At 46.0% G+C, this 16250-nt stretch carries 19 protein-coding genes; all 19 read right to left on the minus strand.

What is annotated here, in order from left to right:
- Positions 1-158 precede the first annotated feature (158 nt).
- Complete coding sequence (gene ccmI, locus ACVFI8_RS02725) at positions 159-1427, minus strand: c-type cytochrome biogenesis protein CcmI (RefSeq protein WP_457872981.1); 1269 nt, start codon at positions 1425-1427, stop codon at positions 159-161.
- A complete protein-coding gene (locus ACVFI8_RS02730) occupies positions 1427-1897 on the minus strand; it encodes a cytochrome c-type biogenesis protein (protein ID WP_457872982.1) in 471 nt (156 codons plus the stop codon). Before ACVFI8_RS02730 ends, ccmI begins: the two co-directional genes overlap by 1 nt.
- Before the next feature lie 2 nt (positions 1898-1899).
- The gene (locus ACVFI8_RS02735) at positions 1900-2430 is read right to left on the minus strand and encodes a DsbE family thiol:disulfide interchange protein (protein ID WP_305883156.1); all 531 of its coding nucleotides are present in this window, start codon (positions 2428-2430) and stop codon (positions 1900-1902) included.
- Complete coding sequence (locus tag ACVFI8_RS02740; RefSeq protein ID WP_248714952.1) at positions 2431-4425, minus strand: heme lyase CcmF/NrfE family subunit; 1995 nt, start codon at positions 4423-4425, stop codon at positions 2431-2433. It lies immediately after the preceding gene.
- Positions 4426-4437: 12 nt separating this feature from the next.
- Positions 4438-4932, minus strand: a complete 495-nt coding sequence (ccmE, locus tag ACVFI8_RS02745; protein ID WP_457872983.1) for a cytochrome c maturation protein CcmE — start codon at positions 4930-4932, stop codon at positions 4438-4440.
- Positions 4929-5135 (minus strand): heme exporter protein CcmD, encoded by a 207-nt coding sequence (gene ccmD / locus ACVFI8_RS02750; RefSeq protein WP_457872984.1) that lies wholly within the window; start codon positions 5133-5135, stop codon positions 4929-4931. The genes ccmE and ccmD overlap by 4 nt, the downstream gene beginning before the upstream one ends.
- A gap of 1 nt (position 5136) precedes the next feature.
- Positions 5137-5892, minus strand: a complete 756-nt coding sequence (locus ACVFI8_RS02755; RefSeq protein ID WP_248714949.1) for a heme ABC transporter permease — start codon at positions 5890-5892, stop codon at positions 5137-5139.
- Between the two features lie 32 nt (positions 5893-5924).
- Entirely contained in the window at positions 5925-6590 is a 666-nt protein-coding gene (gene ccmB / locus ACVFI8_RS02760) for a heme exporter protein CcmB (RefSeq protein WP_248714948.1), read from the minus strand.
- On the minus strand, positions 6590-7234 hold the full coding sequence (gene ccmA / locus ACVFI8_RS02765; RefSeq protein WP_457873805.1) for a cytochrome c biogenesis heme-transporting ATPase CcmA: 645 nt from the start codon (positions 7232-7234) through the stop codon (positions 6590-6592). The genes ccmB and ccmA overlap by 1 nt, the downstream gene beginning before the upstream one ends.
- Before the next feature lie 219 nt (positions 7235-7453).
- Positions 7454-7879 (minus strand): DUF2802 domain-containing protein, encoded by a 426-nt coding sequence (locus ACVFI8_RS02770; protein WP_305883155.1) that lies wholly within the window; start codon positions 7877-7879, stop codon positions 7454-7456.
- Positions 7880-8368: a chemotaxis protein CheW gene (locus tag ACVFI8_RS02775; protein WP_248714947.1), complete on the minus strand. Its 489-nt coding sequence runs from the start codon at positions 8366-8368 to the stop codon at positions 7880-7882.
- Between the two features lie 141 nt (positions 8369-8509).
- Positions 8510-9334 (minus strand): chemotaxis protein CheW, encoded by an 825-nt coding sequence (locus ACVFI8_RS02780; RefSeq protein ID WP_457872985.1) that lies wholly within the window; start codon positions 9332-9334, stop codon positions 8510-8512.
- On the minus strand, positions 9331-10116 hold the full coding sequence (locus tag ACVFI8_RS02785; RefSeq protein WP_248714945.1) for a ParA family protein: 786 nt from the start codon (positions 10114-10116) through the stop codon (positions 9331-9333). Before ACVFI8_RS02785 ends, ACVFI8_RS02780 begins: the two co-directional genes overlap by 4 nt.
- The gene (locus ACVFI8_RS02790; RefSeq protein WP_457872986.1) at positions 10113-11054 is read right to left on the minus strand and encodes a flagellar motor protein MotB; all 942 of its coding nucleotides are present in this window, start codon (positions 11052-11054) and stop codon (positions 10113-10115) included. The genes ACVFI8_RS02785 and ACVFI8_RS02790 overlap by 4 nt, the downstream gene beginning before the upstream one ends.
- Positions 11011-11757 (minus strand): flagellar motor protein, encoded by a 747-nt coding sequence (locus ACVFI8_RS02795; protein WP_457872987.1) that lies wholly within the window; start codon positions 11755-11757, stop codon positions 11011-11013. Before ACVFI8_RS02795 ends, ACVFI8_RS02790 begins: the two co-directional genes overlap by 44 nt.
- On the minus strand, positions 11750-12883 hold the full coding sequence (locus ACVFI8_RS02800; protein ID WP_457872988.1) for a protein-glutamate methylesterase/protein-glutamine glutaminase: 1134 nt from the start codon (positions 12881-12883) through the stop codon (positions 11750-11752). Before ACVFI8_RS02800 ends, ACVFI8_RS02795 begins: the two co-directional genes overlap by 8 nt.
- Before the next feature lie 25 nt (positions 12884-12908).
- A complete protein-coding gene (locus tag ACVFI8_RS02805) occupies positions 12909-15017 on the minus strand; it encodes a chemotaxis protein CheA (RefSeq protein ID WP_457872989.1) in 2109 nt (702 codons plus the stop codon).
- 11 nt (positions 15018-15028) lie between these two features.
- Positions 15029-15769 carry a protein phosphatase CheZ gene (locus ACVFI8_RS02810; RefSeq protein ID WP_457872990.1) on the minus strand — a complete coding sequence of 247 codons (741 nt, stop codon included), beginning with the start codon at positions 15767-15769 and terminating at the stop codon, positions 15029-15031.
- A 13-nt stretch (positions 15770-15782) separates the two neighbouring features.
- Positions 15783-16166, minus strand: a complete 384-nt coding sequence (gene cheY, locus ACVFI8_RS02815) for a chemotaxis response regulator CheY (RefSeq protein WP_055734955.1) — start codon at positions 16164-16166, stop codon at positions 15783-15785.
- Positions 16167-16250 lie beyond the last annotated feature (84 nt).

The following is a 16250-nucleotide window of genomic DNA, read 5'->3' on the forward strand; positions in this document are numbered from 1 at the left end:
TCTCAATTAGTATTACTACAAGCAGAGCTGGTTGAGTGTTAACAAGCTCTATTTTAGGAAATAAAAAGAGGCTGCATGGCAACCTCTATGCTTATTATGGCATCTAGTTACGAAACTGAATAGCAAAAATTATTAAGCTTAAAGTTAATAAGGTAACGCTATAGCTGAGTATCTATCAGTAGGGTTATCACATCTTCGCCCTCTTGACTTACCGGGGCCGATTTACCTTCCCAATCTCCGTCAGTAGTTTGCACATTATTGTCATAGGATAAACGTGCGGTGATGTAAAAATCCCCCTGCTGAGACAATTTTAGTCCCTCCATCATACTGTCGTTATCAGAAAGATTAACCGTAACTGGAAATTGCGGGTGGGCAATTTTTTTTGCGGCTAAGGGCATAGGTGGCCCATTCACCGCTTTAGCATAAACAAACAAGAAGCTTGAATCAGGTACCGAGAGCCCTTCTTTAATACTCACCCTAATGTTGTAGCCTGGCTCGCTGGCTACCCGCTCTTCACTAGGAGCTTGCGGTGCCTCTGTCGTAGCGTCTTTAGGGGGCGCTGTTTGCGCCAATTGGCCTTTGGCAAAGTCGATGCTTTGTTGCAGCATCAGCTCGCGCTCTGAGCCTTTTTCTACCAAGCCTAGCATGCGAGACCAACGATCGATGGCTAACTGAAACTGTTGTTGTTCAAGCGCCATAAAGGCGTATAAAGACCACAGCTCTAACTCACTAGGGTTTTGTTGCAGGGCTAGCACTAACAAACGCTCTGCTCGAGCTTGCTGAGCAGGCTCTCCACTGTAAAAAAGCGCTTGGGCGTAAATGGTAATATTGTTGGTGCTATTGGGCTCTCGCTGGTAAGCCTGCTCAGCGGCATCAGTCATAATGTCTAAGCGATTTAAGGCTTGGCCAACCTTTGCTAATAAAAACCACCCTCGAGTATCAGAGGGGTCTTGGTGTAATTTAGTTCGCAAGCCAAGCGCGAAGTCGGCTAAGTCTTGCTCGCTGACTTCACCACCTTGCCCCAGCAGCACTTTATTACTTAGCTCTGGCATGTTTTGCACAATGGCTTGCCAGTCTTGAACCTGTTCACTACTGCCTAGCTTCATATACAAGCCGATTGAACTGGCCACTACGAAAAACACCCCTGGCAACACCACCCAAGTAGATAGCTTTAGGCTCTGCTTAGGCTTATCGGCAGGTATGTCATCTAACAAGTTGTGTTGTAGCTCGCTGACTAGCACTTCGCTGTCGTCTGCTAAGCCTTGCTGGTCTTCTTTCTCAATTTCAGCTAAGCGGTCTTTGTATAGGGTCGTATTCAAATCAGTTTGAGATACCGATGTATTGTTCTTTGAAGCACGCAGCGGCAGTAATACTATCGCCACTGCTAGCAACGTTAACACGGCCGCAGCCAACCAAAACGCTGTCATTATTTATGTTGCTCCGTTTTTTTAATTAATTCAGCTAAGCGCTGTTGCTCTTGCTCATCCAGCGCTGGCTTGGCGCCTTTTTTACGCCTTGATAACTGAAATATGGTTAAACCACCAATTATAATAATGCCAATAGGTGCTAGCCACAGAGTTAACACCGCGGGTGTTAAGGGAGGATCATAACGTACAAAGTTACCGTAACGCGCCACCATGTAATCTAATACTTGTTGCTTATCGCTACCCGCTTTGACCATTTGATAGGTTTTTTCTCTCAGATCTTGCGCCAAACCCGCGTTAGAATCAGAGATATTATTGTTTTGACACTTCGGGCAACGCAACTCTCTGGTTAACTCGCGAAACAGTTGTTCTTGCTCGGCAGAGTCAAACTGATGCGCTTCAATGGCGGCCATCGCCAGTTGAGAAAAAGTTAACATTAGGCCGACGACCAAAGCGGTAATAAGTTTATTCATGTTTACTCCAAGCCTGCAAAAATAGGCCCAAGGGTTTGCTGCCAGTTACGCTGATTAACATCCCCCACATGGCGGTAACGGATCACCCCCTGACTATCGATGAAATAGGTTTCGGGCGCGCCATAAACACCCAAGTCTAAGGCTAGCAAACCTTTACCATCATAAAGGTTTACTTGATAAGGGTTACCTAACTGCTCTAACCAAGAGATAGCTTTATTACGGTCATCTTTATAATTAAGGCCAACAATTTTAACCCCTTGTGCTGCCAGCGAGTTTAAAAAGGTATGCTCGGCACGACAAGTAGGACACCACGTGGCCCATACATTAAGCAATAAGGGTTGCCCTTTGAAAATCTTGGCATCATGTTGCTTATCTTGCTGATAGATATCTTGCAAGGTGAATTCAGGGACTGGCTTGCCAATTAACACCGACTCTAGTTCAGTGGCGTCACTGTACAAACCTCGGTACAAAAATATCGCCACTAACAGAAAAGCAACTAAGGGCAGCATGAAATACATTAAGCGCTTATTCACCTAAACCTCCTCAGCCAAAGCTTTGGCTTCGCTAGCCGTTTTACCGCTAAGTTGCTGCTGCTTGACTTTAAAGCGATAACGTTTGTCAGCCATCGCAAAACAACCGCCCAGCGCCATAATCAGCGAGCCTAACCAAATCCAGCGAATAAAGGGTTTATAGTATAAGCGTACAGCCCAAGCCCCGCCGGGTAGTTGCTCACCCATAGCGGCATACAAATCTCGCCAGAATCCAGCATCAATGGCCGCCTCTGTCATCATATTACGCTGTACTCGATAAAAACGTTTTTCAGCACGTAAGGTAGTGGCCAATTGCTCGCCTTTATACACGTCAATCACGCCTACGTGACCTTCGTAATTAGGGCCTACCAAGGGCTCAACCTGCTTAAAGTGAAAACGATAAGCGGCAAAGGTAACAGAATCACCGGCTTCTAAGCGCAAGTCTCGCTCAATGCTGTAATGACTAGTCATAGAGATACCAATTACCGATACCGCCAAACCAATGTGCCCTAGCACCATGGCCCAATGAGAGCGACTCAACTTGGTGAGTCCGATGCTAAAGGTATGTCGATGGGTGGCACGTAAGTACACCTCTAAGGCGGTACAACACACCACCCAAACAGCGAGTACCAATGCCATATAGGCTAAGGCGTAAAATTGCGGAGCCAATAGCTGCAGTAACAACAGCGGTAATAGCAAACTTATCGCTGCTATCACTAGTAAAGGTTTAGTGAGAGGGCGGATATCTTGACGTTTCCAACGCAGTAGTGGGCCAATGCCCAAAGCCAGCGCAAACGGCACAATCATCCAACTGAACATGCGGTTAAAGAACGCTTCGCCAATCGAAATACTGCCAAGGCCAATCTCTTTATGAATAAGTGGTAACAGTGTACCTAGCAATACCACTACTAATGCAGCGACCAGCAGAATATTGTTAATTAATAAAAAGGTTTCTCGCGAAAATAGATTATAGGTGCCACGGCTTTTAACCTGTGAACCACGGATCGCAAATAGCAATAACGAGCCGCCAATGACCACTAACAAGAAGCCTAAAATAAACAAACCACGAGCGGGGTCACTGGCAAAGGCATGCACCGATACCAACACGCCAGAGCGAACCAGGAACGTACCTAATAAGCTTAAAGAAAATGCAGAAATAGCTAACAGCACTGTCCATGATTTAAATACACCGCGCTTTTCAGTGACCGCTAATGAGTGCAATAGCGCGGTGCCCACTAACCAAGGCATAAACGAGGCATTTTCAACCGGATCCCAGAACCACCAACCGCCCCAACCGAGTTCGTAGTAAGCCCACCAACTCCCTAAGGCAATACCTACCGTTAGAAATACCCATGCTGCCATTGTCCAAGGTCGAGACCAACGCGCCCAGGTAGAGTCTAAGCGGCCTTCGATAAGCGCTGCAATAGCAAAGGCAAAAGCGACCGAGAACCCCACATACCCCATGTATAACAACGGCGGGTGAAAAATAAGCCCTACATCTTGTAACAAGGGGTTAAGATCTTGTCCGTCGACGGGGAAAAACGGCAAGGTTCTGTCAAAAGGGTTGGACGTGAGCAGAATGAATAAGTAGAAACCTACACAGATCATCCCCATTACCGCCACCACCCGAGCCACTGCCGATAATGGCAAGCCTCGGCTAAATAAGGCTACCGCTGCCCCCCAAGCCGATAAGATAAGCGCCCACAATAGTAATGAGCCTTCATGGGCGCCCCACACTGCCGACAAGCGAAAATGCAAGGGCAACTGGCTATTAGAGTTATTGGCAACATACGCCACCGAGAAGTCGTTAATCGCAAAGGCGTAACTAAGGATAACAAAAGACAGCGTCACAAAGGCAAACTGCCCCAATGCCAAAGGCCGAGCCAGCTTCATTAATGTCACACTGTTTTTGCTCGCCCCCCAAAGAGGATAAATACTTTGTAAGATGGCTAACGTTGTAGCAAGAATGAGTGCGTAATGTCCAAGTTCAGGGATCATAGTTAACCGCCTCTAGTGCGTTGAGCCCTGTAATTGGGCCTCTGTATATTCTGGTTTAAAGTGTTCCATGCCAATTAACGCTTCGGCCACTTCTGACGGCATGTACTCTTCATCATGCTTGGCTAATACTTCAAAAGCCGCGACGGTATTCAGATCGCTAAGTTCACCTTGGGCAACAATACCCTGCCCCTCTCGAAATAGATCCGGCAAGATGCCTTCATAGGTCACGGTGACTATTCCGCCGCCTGCATCACTGAGCTTAAAGCTCACTGCTAAACTGGTCTCTGAACGCTCTACCGTACCCGGCAATACTAAACCGCCAATTCTGAGACGCTGCCCCAATTCAGGCTTTAGTGCCTTTGGCCCTTTACCCTCTACCAATTCAGTAGGTGTATAAAACAAGTCTATATTTTGCTGTAAAGCAAAAAGCAACAAACCGATTGATGCGCCTAAGCCAACCACAATAGATAAAATAATTGTTAGGCGTTTTTTACGTCTAGGGTTCATAAGCGTTCAGTTACCTCTTTTGCTGCTTGAGCTCGCTGCTGGCGCGCCGACTGGCGAGCCACAGATTTAAAAATAGCATTGCGTTTTACAATACTGTCGACCACAACGGCAATCATCGCTGCGGCGGTAACGCCAAAAGCTAGCCACACATAAAATCCGTAGCCGCCCATAGCAAGAAAATCGCTTAAAGATTCAAATTGCATGCTAATTACCCTTTGCTTCAAGCTGTTTATTAATGAGTTGTTGTACCCAAGGCCTACGTTGCTCTCGGCGTAACAGTTCAGTTCTGAAGCGAATTAAACTTACCGCCCCTAAAAATAAAGCGAACGCTAACACGTTAATCAGCAAAGGCCAAAGCATTCGCGAATCGATAGAAGGTTTAGCAAACTTGGTAATAGTTGCACCTTGGTGGAGGGTATTCCACCACTCTACTGAGTAATGAATGATGGGAAGATTTATCACACCAACGAGACTTAAAATACCTGCCGCTCGGCCAGCCATGGTTTTATCTGAGAAGGCATTGTATAAGGCAATAACCCCAAGATATAAAAACAACAAAATAAGCTCTGAGGTTAAACGCGCATCCCACACCCACCAAGCGCCCCACATTGGTTTACCCCAAGCGGCACCAGTGAACAAGGCAACAAAGGTGAATACCGCGCCCACCGGGGCGACGGCTGCTACATACATATCAGCTTGTTTGATCTGCCACACTAGGCCAATAAAGGCTGCAATTGCCATTGAGGAGTAGGCCCCCATAGACATAATGGCAGATGGCACATGAATATAAATGATGCGGAAACTATCGCCCTGCTGATAATCAGCAGGGGCAAATGCCAAGCCCCAAATTAAACCCACTGTAAAACTGACAGCAGCAAATACACTAAACCACGGTATAAACTTACCCGCTAGCTGGTAGCTTGCTTCTGGTTTTGCATAGGGATGTAGCCATTTCCACATAATTGAAAGTTCTCTCTGTCCAAATTATAACGTTAGTTAATACTGACTTTTAGAGCCGCAGCGGTTGCAAAGGGGGCTAAGGTTAACGCTGCCAAACTAATGGCCCCCATAATCGCTAAATGGCCCGTATAGGGCAAGCTTAAAGATGCCGCTTCAATCGCCGATGTTGCAAAAATAAGCACTGGAATATACAAAGGCAAGATAAGCAGGCTCAATAATACCCCACCTTTACGCAAGCCCACTGTTAAGGCCACCCCTACAGAGCCAATCAAGCTCAATACCGGCGTGCCTAACAGCAGGGTATAAAAGGTCGCTTGAAAACTTTGCCACTCCAAGGATAGCAATACCGCCAACAAAGGAGACAACAACAAAATAGGTAGGCCGGTTATTGACCAATGGGCAACGATTTTGGCTAATGCGATCAGCGGTAAGGGCGAACCACTAATCACCATCTGCTCCAGCGAGCCGTCGGCATAATCGTCGCGAAATAAGCGCTCTAAAGATAGCAATGAAGATAACAGCGCTGCGACCCACAATATGCCAGGTGCTATACGCGCCAACAGGGCCGGTTCTGGGCCCACGGCAATGGGAAACAAGGTGATAACAATTAGAATAAACCAAAGCGGATTTAATACATCGGATTTTTGGCGAAATGCAGCCAGCAGCTCACGCTTGATAACAGCTAAAAAGGCCTGCATTACATGGCATCCTCAAACGAAGGCTTAATGGTTAAAACGCGGTACAGGTTTTTACTTAAGCTTAACTCTTGATGGGTTGTAAGCAACACCATGCCGCCCGACTGTGCATGCTCAACAATAACCTTTTCCAAATAGGCAACGCCTTGCTTGTCAATGGCAGTAAAGGGTTCATCCAATATCCACAACTTACATTTTACTAGCCATAAACGCGCTAGACCAACACGCCGTTGTTGTCCGGCAGATAGGTGTCCTACTGGTTCGTCTTCAAGCCCGGCTAAACCGACGCGAGCGAGAATGGCATACAATTGATTCGAAGACTGAGATTGCCCCGCTAAACCGAGGTAAAACTGCAAATTTTCGAGAGCACTTAACTCTGCTTTTACGCCCGCATGATGGCCTAAATACAAACAGTCTTGGTGGTAACGGTCGTAAGTTTGTGCGATAGCCTGCCCTTGCCAACTAATATCACCGTGCTCGGCTCTTGATAAGCCGGCAATAAGCCGTAATAAGCTGGTTTTACCTGCTCCATTTGGCCCGGCAATTTGCAATATTTGGCCTGGCTCTAGAGAGAATGACAAATTGTCAAAAAGCACTCGGTCTTCTCTAACACAACACAGGCGTTTGACTTGCAGCATTCCATTCATTCTTGGTTTGGTAGGTTGTTCGGATGTTATCACAGCTAAACCTTAAATCTAGCTTAAGCGACTGATTTAAGGGATTAGTAAAGAAGAACTGCGGCGAGAATAACAGAACATGCAAATCGTGTTAATCTCAAGCCTAAATCAAGTGTGTGCTTTTTAAGGTTATACCGTCTTCACAGCTAAACATAACGGAAAATACCGAACTCTAGGTGCGTTAGCAGCCTAACTAGCCTGCCCTTTTATTTTATTGCGCAAACTGAGTAGCAGTTCAGCTTCGGCTTTGGGTAGCTCACATTCGCGCATCACTTCTTCTAAGTCAGCACCTAACTCAACCAGTTTTACCGCTCTAGTATAAAGCTTACTATCAGGGTCTTGCGATTGGATTTCTGAGGTACGTAAAAAGGCTTGTTCAACTTGCTCACTTTGTCGTTCCAGCTCTTTTACTAAAGAAGCATTAGCAAGATGAATTTCTTGCAATTGCTTTTCAACAGAGCGGTGACTCACTAACAGGTTTTTTGTCACCACTTCTAAACTTGCCATTTTTTTGTCACTGCTAGCCACTTGTTGTTTTGCCTTATAAGTAAGCCAATAGCCACCTATAAGGCAAATAATTGTCGCGAGCAGGGCAGTAAGATTAATCCAGTCCATTTACAGTGAGCTTACTTCATCCCATTCGTCATCAGATAGTAGCTTGTTTAAGTCTACTAAAATCAACAATTGTCCATCTCTATTGCTCACACCTTGAATGAACTTGGCGCTCTCTTCGGTGCCAACATTCGGGGCAGAGTCAATCTCTGATGAACGTAAATAAACCACTTCGGCTACACTGTCGACCAAAATACCAATTACCTGAGACTCTGCTTCGATAATCACAATACGCGAGTTTTCAGTAATGTCGGACGACGGTAAACCAAAACGTGAACGGGTATCGATAACGGTAACAACATTACCGCGCAAATTAATAATACCTAACACGTAATCTGGCGCGCCCGGTACGGGAGCAATTTCGGTATAACGCAGCACTTCTTGTACTTGCATTACGTTAATACCGTAAGTTTCACTTTCTAACTGAAATGTCACCCATTGAAGTACTTCGTCTTCAGCTACGTTTTCTGCAATGTTACGTTGCTCGCTCATCTGAATGTCCCTTTTTTATTGTTCATGAGTCCGTTAGGATCTCGCAACTCTTATCTGTTCAGTATATATCATAAGTTATAAAACTAAATGACGGATTTTCCTACTCTTTCAACTAAAGAAACCCGCCAAGCTCTCATTAATTTAGTGTCCTTCGATATTCACACCTTGAGAAAGCATTGCTAGTAGTTCTTCTACGTGCACTAATGCGCACATTTTCTTCTTCACCATGCCTGCTAACCAGCGGCGCTGACCAGGTACCTTACGCCACTTAACGTCATCGCGTGTTAAGCGTTCGGTACCAAATAGTTTTTCACAGCTCAAACCCCATGGGCTCTCTCCAAGCATAACGACATATTTATATTCTGGGTCGAAAGGTTGATTAGGCATCACCCATTTTGCGGTATCGACCACTGACAATTTTTGCTCGCGCTCGATCATGATTCCAGCAAACCATTCGGGCTTACCAAATAAAGGACTGACCTCACTGATTCGATGAATGCCACCTAATTCTGTTAAAGGCACCCCAAAGGTCACGCCGGCCACTTCAAAAAAGAGCGCCTGAAACTCATCATCGGTTTCGATGTTTTGCCACTCTGCGGCTTGCGGCTGTTCAACAAGCTCTGGCTCTGTCTGTTGTAAGGTTTCTGCTTGCGGTGACGCAACTACAGCCTCAACAGTATCTAGCACTGCCGGTTCAGCCACGGTGGGTTCAACCATGGTTGGCTCTACTTGTTGCTCCGGTAGCTCTTGTATCGGCAACAGAATAGGCGGAGCGTCGCTCATTGCGGCAACCCGCGTTTCTGCTTCAGCAAATAGCGTTGCTAAAGGTTTAACCTGAGGTTCTGCAACCAATGATGGTCTCTCTACAGTGGCTTCGCTAGGTTTAATCACTGGGGCGCTTTCTTCATTCAGCAATGAATCAAAATAGCTGCCTAGTGCTTGCTCCATTAATTTGTCACTGTTCATAATAAGCCCTGCTCGTCTGTCATTTGTAGTAAATGGGCCAGTAGAGTTTGATAGGCAAAAACACCACGACAGTTTTTAATATGGTAAGACGGCGGAGCATGACGCAAGCTGGCATCACGAAACTTAGTGTCAATCGGGATAACCGAGTTCCAAATGTTGTTGGGGTAGGTTTCTTGTAAGTCTTTTAAGGCTGCTAATGAGGCTCGGGTACGTTTATCGTACATAGTAGGCACAACCGTATAACGTAAGGGATCCGGACAAGAACGTTGCATAATCGCCAAGGTTTTCACCATGCGCTCTAAACCCTTAATGGCCAAAAACTCTGTTTGTACCGGGACTAACACACGGTCGCTCGCGGCTAATGCATTGACCATCATCACACCTAATACCGGCGGACAATCTATCAATACATAATCGTACTTGTCTTCGATTCTGGCTAGAATGCGTTTTAAAATAAGCCCCATGCCTTCACGTTGACCTAGCACTTTATCTAAGGTCGCTAAAGCCATACTGGCAGGGATGATATCCAAATTGTCGAAGGATGTAGCCTGAATACTATGAGTGACCATGGCATCGTCAAGCTGAGCATTTTGATAAAGCTCATACAAGGTGCCTTGCACACTATCTACATCAAAACCCAAATAACTGGTTAACGAGGCGTGAGGGTCAGTGTCGAGTAGTAATACTCGTTTGCCCTGTTGCGCTAACAAACCGGCTAACGATATCACCGTGGTGGTTTTACCCACCCCACCCTTTTGGTTAGCAACTGTCCAAACTTTCACTTATCATCCTGCCTTGTTGTAAACCTAACCCCACCACCTTCAAGTGGTACAGCCAACATAGTATCACTATCAGGCTTAGGCTTTGGTTTTTCTGTTGTCATCGTCGATTTCCCGTCTTCGACAATAGGCGCCCTTGGTGGCTGCCAACGCTTATTAGACAAGGCGATGACGACTCGCCTGCTCTTACTATGACTTAACTGACCGGTTTGAGGGGAATAGTGTGCATAGGCTTCAATCGCCATGCGTGCTGGTTGCACACCATTCGCTTCTAGTTCTCTTAATACACGGGTAGCTCTAGCGGCTGACAACTCCCAGTTACTTGGGTAAAGCGCACTGTCAATGCTGTCTTCATCGGTGTAACCGCGCACCCGTAAATAGTTATCCACCGTTTTTAGTTTGCCTGCCAACCGGATTATAATTTGTTCGGCTGGTTTAATCAGGTAAGCGCTACCACTGGCAAAAAACAATCGACTATCTAACTCAATACTTAACCATTGATCGTCATAACTCACTATTATGTCGTCAGTATGCAGATAATCTTTAAACTCTAGCGCAATTTGCTCTGCCAACATTGGCAAAGGTTCTAATTCAGGCTGATTTTTAATCACATCTTCAATAACTGCTTGGTTATTGTTTTCTAAAATAGTATCCCCTTCGCCCACCAAGATTGAGTGGTTTGAGTCTTCAACCGCTGGCGGTTCACTAATTTCTAATAGCGCGATAGCCTGTTGTAGACGCTGTTGTAACTCTGGGTATTCTTGTTCATTGGCTATGGCCATTGAGTACAGCACCACAAACAGCGCAAACATCAAGGTCATGTAATCCGCATAAGACACTAACCAGCGCTCTGTGTTGGCATTGCGCTTTGCGGGTGCCGCGTAACGATGCCGCATCTCAGTCGATATCCACGACAAAGCTTTTAAGACGTCGTTGCACATCTAAACTACTGGCACCTTCGGCGATAGACACTAAGCCCGCTAAGGTCATTTCTTGGTAAATAGCGCGATCGCCGGCTTGTGCACGTAACTTATTTGCAATGGGAAGAAATAAAAAGTTAGCGAAGCCCACCCCATAGATGGTCGCAACAAATGCAACGGCAATGCCCTGACCTAACTGTTCTGGGCTGCTGAGAAAATCCATGGCTTGAATTAACCCTAACACTGCGCCTAATATTCCTACAGTAGGGCAATAGCCCCCCATCGCTTCAAACACACCGGCTTGACGATCTAGCCGACTCTGCTCAAGATCTATAACGTCTTCTAAGGCTTGTTTTACTTGTTGTGGCTCGGCGCCATCGACCAGCATTTCTAGGCCTCGTAGGCTGAAACTATCGGCATGCTGTTGTTGAGTTTCTAAAACCAGATAACCGTCTTTTCGAACAGTATTAGACCAGCTCAATATTAACTTTATCTGGCTTTGGGTATCGTAGCTAGAATTTTGCCAAACTCTTGGCGCGGCTTTAATCGCTTGCAGAAACTGGGCTGAAGGCGTTTGCAACATCACCGCCCCAATAGTGCCGCCTAAAACGATAAATAAAGCATGTAGGTTAATCAGATCACTTAGCTCGCCGCCAGCCAACATATGACCGAAGCCAACTGCAGAAAACGCCAAAAATATACCAAAGACGCTAAGTTTATCCATTTCCTATTTCCGCGACTATCGCATCTGAGAAACGCTCTAGTGGCAGTTGATTAGAGGCTAAACCGGCGCTAGCGACGGCTTGTGGCATACCGTAAACAACACAACTAGCCTCATCTTGAGCCCAGATTGTTGAGCCTTGTGCTTTTAACAGGCGACAGCCGTCTCTGCCGTCTGCCCCCATCCCGGTGAGAATCATGGCTAATACGTTGCCTTGATGGCTTTTTGCTAAAGACGCAAAAGTAATATCGACACAAGGTTTGTAATTTACTTTGTCATTGCCCTCAATGATACGGATTCGACCGTGGGCACCTCTCGACTCAATCAGCATTTGTTTGCCGCCAGGTGCAAGGTAGGCCCAGCCGGGTCTTAAGTCATCACCGTCTTCTGCTTGTTTGACATTTATTTTAGATAAGCTGTTTAAACGTTGGGCAAATGCAGCAGTAAAGGTCGCGGGCATATGTTGAACCAACAGAATAGGCTTAGAAAAACCCGCGGGGATTTGAGTTAATATCATTTGCAAAGCTACGGGGCCGCCGGTGGATGTGCCAATGGCAACCAATTTATAGCGCTTACCAGAAGGCTTAAAGCGAGTAGCAGGGCTTGGCCTCTCAATGGTTGAGGTAGCTACAGTGGTTTTATTTACTGGAGAATGACCCGTTGATGGACTAACGCGCCTTGCTGAAGGTGTTGAGCTTGCAGGGCTAATTGGCGCACGGCGCGCCATAACACGGCGCCGAGCGATTGCTTTTACCCGTTGTTGCAGTAAGCTAACTGCTTCTTCGCGGTCTCTGGCAATATCCTCAAACTTTTTGGGAATAAAGTCTAAGGCACCTGCGTCTAAGGCCTCTAAGGTGGCTTTTGCGCCGTCATGAGTAAGAGAAGAAAACATCAATACCGGTGTAGGATACTTAGCCATTATCTCTTTAACAGCGGTGATCCCGTCCATCACTGGCATTTCAATATCCATGGTAATCACATCGGGCTTAAGCCTAGCGACCATTTCAATGGCTTCTTTACCATTTTTGGCGGTTTCAATCACTTCTAACGCAGGATCTGCGTTAATTATTTCGCTTACCCTACGTCGAAAAAAGCTTGAATCGTCAACTACTAAAACTTTTATAGCCATACTCAATTCTTCTTGGAGGCAACGCTTACATTTTACGAGCGTAGCGTTTTAACAGACTAGGGATATCGAGTATTAGAGCGATACGGCCATCACTGGTGATAGTCGCTCCTGCCATACCAGGAGTACCTTGCAGTAACTGGTCAAGCGCTTTAATCACGACTTCTTCTTGGCCAATCAGGTTATCAACCACAAAACCCACTTGCTGAGGACCAATTTGCACGATCACAACATGGCCTTGCGAACTTCGTTGACCGGGCTGCATATTCTTAATTAACCAATCCTGCAAATAAAATAGCGGAATCGCTTTATCTCGAACAATAACGGTTTCTTGGCCGTCGACAACGTTGGTTTTAGTTAAATCAAGGTGGAAGATTTCATTAACACTGGTTAGCGGTAAGGCAAATGTTTGCTTGCCAACATCTACCATCAAGGTAGGTAAAATAGCCAGCGTTAACGGAACTTTGATTTGCAGAATGGTGCCTTCGCCTAACTTAGAGTCGATATCAACCGATCCATTAAGTTGGGTGATGCTGGTTTTCACCACGTCCATACCCACACCACGCCCAGAAATGTCTGAAATTTCAGTTTTGGTAGAAAAACCAGGGGCAAAAATCAAACTGTAGGCGTCTTTATCTGGCATGCGAGCCGCAGCATCAGCGTCTAACACTCCGCGCTCAATGGCAATGCCTTTCAATTTGTCAGCGTTCATGCCGGCACCATCATCTTCAATTTTCAATAAGATGTGGTCTCCTTCTTGAGAAGCAGACAAACGAATAACACCGGTACGAGGTTTACCTGCAGCGACACGAATATCAGGCATCTCGATACCGTGATCTACTGAGTTTCTGACTAAGTGGACCAAAGGATCGGCGAGAGCTTCTACCAAGTTTTTATCGAGGTCGGTCTCTTCACCCACTAATTCTAAATTAATATCTTTCTTCAGGCTTCGCGCTAAATCACGTACCACCCGAGGAAAACGACCAAATACTTTCTTGATCGGCTGCATACGCGTTTTCATCACCGCGCCTTGCAAATCTGCGGTCACCACGTCTAAATTAGCGGTGGCCTTAGACATATCTTCGTCGTTACTCACTAAACCTAAACTGACAAGGCGGTTTCTCACTAATACGAGCTCACCGACCATGTTCATTATCTCGTCTAAAGTACGAGTATCAACACGAACCGTGGTTTCGCCTTGCGGTGCTTGTTTAGCGGCCTTCGCTGGCTCTTTAGCCGCCGCAGCAGGCTTGGCCGCAGCGGCGGGCTTAGCAGCCGGTTTTGGCGGCGCTTTTGGTGCCGGTGTCGCAGCTTTGGCTGCTGGAGCCGGTGCTTTTGGCTCAGGCGCTTTTCCTGCACCATGTAATTGGTCTAACAGTTTTTCAAATTCGTCATCGCCTATTTCACCATCACTAGCCGGGCTAGCAGCAGCGGTTGGCGCTTTAGCAGCGGGAGTTTTTGCGGTGGGCGCATTAGAGCCATGCAGCTCATCAAGTAGTTTCTCGAATTCGTCATCAGAAATATCGCCTGCACTGGCAGCACTCGGAGGGCTAGCAGGGGCTGGCGGAGTAGCGGGCGCATTGGGCGCAGCACCACCATGTAGTTCATCGAGCAAACGTTCGAATTCGTCGTCACTGATTTCATCAATGCTGGCACCACCAGCAGCGACATCAGCAGCAGGCGCAACCGGTTCAACAGGCTGCTCTACCACCACTTCTGGTTCTGGTGCAACCACCTCATCGGCGGACTCTGGTTTAGAGAGTTGATGTAAACGCTCGATAATTTCAGGAGAAGCAGGGGTTAAGGGCTCGCGAGCTTGCACTTGACCAAACATATCGTTGACCGCGTCGAGAGCTTCAAGGATTACATCCATTAACTCTGAAGATACGCCTCGCCCGCCATTACGGAGAGTGTCAAAAACGTTTTCTGCACCGTGACATACATCAACCAGTTCAGTTAATGACAAAAATCCCGCACCGCCTTTTACGGTGTGGAAACCTCTGAAAATGGCATTCAATAGGTCACTATCATCAGGACGTTTTTCTAAATCAACCAACTGCTCAGAGAGCTGTTCAAGAATCTCTGCCGCCTCTACGAGAAAGTCTTGTAAGATGTCTTCATCTACATCAAACGACATGCGCTACTCCCTTAAAATCCTAAACTAGATAACAGGTCATCAACATCATCTTGATCGTTGACTACGTCATCCCTTTGCTCTTTATTTATTATTGGACCTTCAGCTTCTATCGCTGATTTGGTGACCGGCTCAGCTTTAGCTAATTCGCTTTTCTCTGCACCGAATAAAGTCAGCATTTCTACCAAACTTTCTTCTACCTCTTGCACTAAGGTGATGACTTTACGGATCATTTGCCCGGTGAGGTCTTGAAAGTCTTGTGCCATCAATATCTCTGTCAACATGCTACGTAGTTTATCTGCATTTGTTGAAGAACTATTAAGGAAAATATCGATTTGGTGACACAGCGCCTTAAATTGGCCCAATTCAATTCGCCGTTCCATCAAACTCTGCCAAATCGGCATTATATCGTTGATGTCACTGGTTAATTTATCAGCAATGGGTAAGCCAGACTCTACCGCGTCCATGGTTTTGTTGGCTGCTTGGTCGGTCATTTCAATGACGTAATTTAAACGCTCTTTAGCGTCTGGAATTTCTTGATTCGCCAGCTCGTTAATACGCATATCGAGCTTAAAATCATTTAAAGAATCGTGGAGTTGACGAGTGAGCTGCCCAACTTTATCAAATAGCAGATTAGCTTTAGGTGCGCACAACTCACTAACGAGTTGATTGGCCTCTGCTACATTGCCTTGTTCAAGCAACGACACCAATTGTTTGGCATCAGCTAACGAAATAATCGGATTATCGGTGCTCACGCATCTTCCTTTATTATTGTAATCGTTCGAAAATCTTATCTAGCTTCTCTTTTAATGTAGCAGCAGTGAACGGTTTCACAATGTAGCCATTTACACCAGCTTGTGCAGCTTCGATAATTTGTTCGCGCTTAGCTTCTGCCGTTACCATTAACACAGGCAAATGAGCAAGGCTTTCATCGGCACGAATATTTTTCAATAAATCGATGCCTTCCATGCCAGGCATGTTCCAATCTGTTACTACAAATTCGAAATCGCCACCTTTAAGCATCGGTAATGCCGTATTGCCATCATCAGCTTCATGTGTGTTATTAAAGCCAAGGTCTCTCAATAGGTTTTTAATAATCCTTCTCATTGTTGAAAAATCGTCAACAACCAGAATTTTCATATTTTTATCCAAGGTACTTCCCCCAACAGGATGCTTGCTAGCTCACAACTGAGCCATAAATTTATAATATGTAGATATTATGCCTTAATAAACACA

The sequence above is a fragment of the Agarivorans sp. MS3-6 genome (assembly GCF_054112545.1).

Bases quoted from the DNA above. Each gene is read 5' to 3' on its own strand.
- ACVFI8_RS02740 (WP_248714952.1), bottom strand. From the start codon at position 4,425: ATGATCCCTGAACTTGGACATTACGCACTCATTCTTGCTACAACGTTA.
- ACVFI8_RS02795 (WP_457872987.1), bottom strand. From the start codon at position 11,757: ATGGATAAACTTAGCGTCTTTGGTATATTTTTGGCGTTTTCTGCAGTT.
- ACVFI8_RS02805 (WP_457872989.1), bottom strand. From the start codon at position 15,017: ATGTCGTTTGATGTAGATGAAGACATCTTACAAGACTTTCTCGTAGAG.
- ccmE (WP_457872983.1), bottom strand. From the start codon at position 4,932: ATGAACCCTAGACGTAAAAAACGCCTAACAATTATTTTATCTATTGTG.
- ACVFI8_RS02730 (WP_457872982.1), bottom strand. From the start codon at position 1,897: ATGAATAAACTTATTACCGCTTTGGTCGTCGGCCTAATGTTAACTTTT.
- ccmI (WP_457872981.1), bottom strand. From the start codon at position 1,427: ATGACAGCGTTTTGGTTGGCTGCGGCCGTGTTAACGTTGCTAGCAGTG.
- ACVFI8_RS02755 (WP_248714949.1), bottom strand. From the start codon at position 5,892: ATGTGGAAATGGCTACATCCCTATGCAAAACCAGAAGCAAGCTACCAG.
- ACVFI8_RS02800 (WP_457872988.1), bottom strand. From the start codon at position 12,883: ATGGCTATAAAAGTTTTAGTAGTTGACGATTCAAGCTTTTTTCGACGT.
- ccmA (WP_457873805.1), bottom strand. From the start codon at position 7,234: ATGAATGGAATGCTGCAAGTCAAACGCCTGTGTTGTGTTAGAGAAGAC.
- ACVFI8_RS02770 (WP_305883155.1), bottom strand. From the start codon at position 7,879: ATGGACTGGATTAATCTTACTGCCCTGCTCGCGACAATTATTTGCCTT.
- ACVFI8_RS02790 (WP_457872986.1), bottom strand. From the start codon at position 11,054: ATGTGCAACGACGTCTTAAAAGCTTTGTCGTGGATATCGACTGAGATG.
- ccmB (WP_248714948.1), bottom strand. From the start codon at position 6,590: ATGCAGGCCTTTTTAGCTGTTATCAAGCGTGAGCTGCTGGCTGCATTT.
- ccmD (WP_457872984.1), bottom strand. From the start codon at position 5,135: ATGCAATTTGAATCTTTAAGCGATTTTCTTGCTATGGGCGGCTACGGA.
- ACVFI8_RS02775 (WP_248714947.1), bottom strand. From the start codon at position 8,368: ATGAGCGAGCAACGTAACATTGCAGAAAACGTAGCTGAAGACGAAGTA.
- ACVFI8_RS02780 (WP_457872985.1), bottom strand. From the start codon at position 9,334: ATGAACAGTGACAAATTAATGGAGCAAGCACTAGGCAGCTATTTTGAT.